The following is a 1,972-nucleotide window of genomic DNA, read 5'->3' as shown; positions in this document are numbered from 1 at the left end:
CAATGCGCGATTTCCGACCGCGCTGAGGGTACCTTCGCACTCCTCCGTTACTCTTTGGGAGGAGACCGCCCCAGTCAAACTACCCACCATACACGGTCCTTATACTGGGTAACAGTATCAAGTTAGAACCCGAACAGACCAGGGTGGTATTTCAAGGTTGGCTCCGCACGCACTGGCGTGAGTGTTTCACAGCCTCCCACCTATCCTACACAAGTCGGTTCAAAGTCCAGTGTAAAGCTATAGTAAAGGTTCATGGGGTCTTTCCGTCTAGTCGCGGGTATACGGCATCTTCACCGCAAATTCAATTCGCTGAGTCTCGGGTGGAGACAGTGTGGCCATCGTTACGCCATTCGTGCAGGTCGGAACTTACCCGACAAGGAATTTCGCTACCTTAGGACCGTTATAGTTACGGCCGCCGTTTACTGGGGCTCGATCAAGAGCTTCGCTTTTCGCTAACCCATCAATTAACCTTCCAGCACCGGGCAGGCGTCACACCCTATACGTCCACTTTCGTGTTAGCAGAGTGCTGTGTTTTTAATAAACAGTCGCAGCCACCTGGTCACTGCGACCTTCTTAGACTTCCCCTGTGCAGGGTTCATCCAGAAGGTACACCTTCTCCCGAAGTTACGGTGCTATTTTGCCTAGTTCCTTCACCCGAGTTCTCTCAAACACCTTGGGATTCTCACCCTGTCCACCTGTGTCGGTTTGGGGTACGGTTCTACTACACCTGAAGCTTAGAGGCTTTTCTTGGAAGCAGGGCATCAGTCACTTCGTCTCTGAAACGAGACTCGTCGTCAGTTCTCGGCATTAAACCAGCGGATTTGCCTACCGATTCTGCCTACCACCTTAAACACGCACAACCAATCGCGTGCTGACTTAGCCTTCTTCGTCCCCTCATCGCAGTGCAGCAAAGTACGGGAATATTAACCCGTTTTCCATCGGCTACGCATATCTGCCTCGCCTTAGGGACCGACTCACCCTGCGTCGATTAACGTGGCGCAGGAAACCTTGGACTTTCGGCGTGCGGGTTTTTCACCCGCATGATCGCTACTTATGTCAGCATTCGCACTTCTGATACCTCCAGTCTGCCTCACAGCAGACCTTCACAGGCTTACAGAACGCTCCCCTACCATGCCTTACGGCATCCGCAGCTTCGGTAGAACGCTTGAGCCCCGTTATATCTTTCGCGCAGACCGACTCGACCAGTGAGCTATTACGCTTTCTTTAAAGGGTGGCTGCTTCTAAGCCAACCTCCTGGCTGTCTGTGACTTTCCACATCGTTTCCCACTGAGCGTTCATTTGGGGACCTTAGCTGGCGGTCTGGGTTGTTTCCCTTTTCACGACGGACGTTAGCACCCGCCGTGTGTCTCCTGCGATGGTACTTCTCGGTATTCGAAGTTTGCATGGGGTTGGTAAAGCGAGATGCCCCCCTAGCCCAAACAGTGCTCTACCCCCGAGAGTAAAACGCAAGGCGCTACCTAAATAGCTTTCGAGGAGAACCAGCTATCTCCGAGCTTGATTAGCCTTTCACTCCTAGCCACAAGTCATCCCCGTCTTTTTCAACAGACGTGGGTTCGGACCTCCAGTTGGTGTTACCCGACTTTCATCCTGCTCATGGCTAGATCGCCCGGTTTCGGGTCTACTGACAGCGACTTAACGCCCTATTCAGACTCGCTTTCGCTAGGCCTACCTGATGGTTAAGCTTGCCACTGCCAGTAAGTCGCTGACCCATTATACAAAAGGTACGCAGTCACATTTCTTCAAATGCTCCCACTGCTTGTACGCACACGGTTTCAGGGTCTATTTCACTCCCCTCGCTGGGGTTCTTTTCACCTTTCCCTCACGGTACTGGTTCACTATCGGTCGATAACGAGTATTTAGCCTTGGAGGATGGGCCCCCCATGTTCAGACAGGATTTCTCGTGTCCCGCCTTACTCTATGTATGCTTAGTTCTATCGTTTTATGTTTGCCT

1 rRNA gene (only partly in view) is annotated in these 1,972 nt (G+C 52.2%); it reads right to left on the bottom strand.

Annotated elements, in window-relative coordinates:
* Nucleotides 1–1,972 (bottom strand): 23S ribosomal RNA (locus tag TPSD3_RS17175) (its annotated part continues 331 nt past the right edge of the window); the annotation flags it as partial.

This window comes from Thioflexithrix psekupsensis, assembly GCF_002149925.1.
Classification (GTDB): domain Bacteria; phylum Pseudomonadota; class Gammaproteobacteria; order Beggiatoales; family Beggiatoaceae; genus Thioflexithrix; species Thioflexithrix psekupsensis.
The sequence above is the reverse complement of the archived record's forward strand: the minus strand, read 5'-3'. Positions and strand labels throughout refer to the sequence as shown.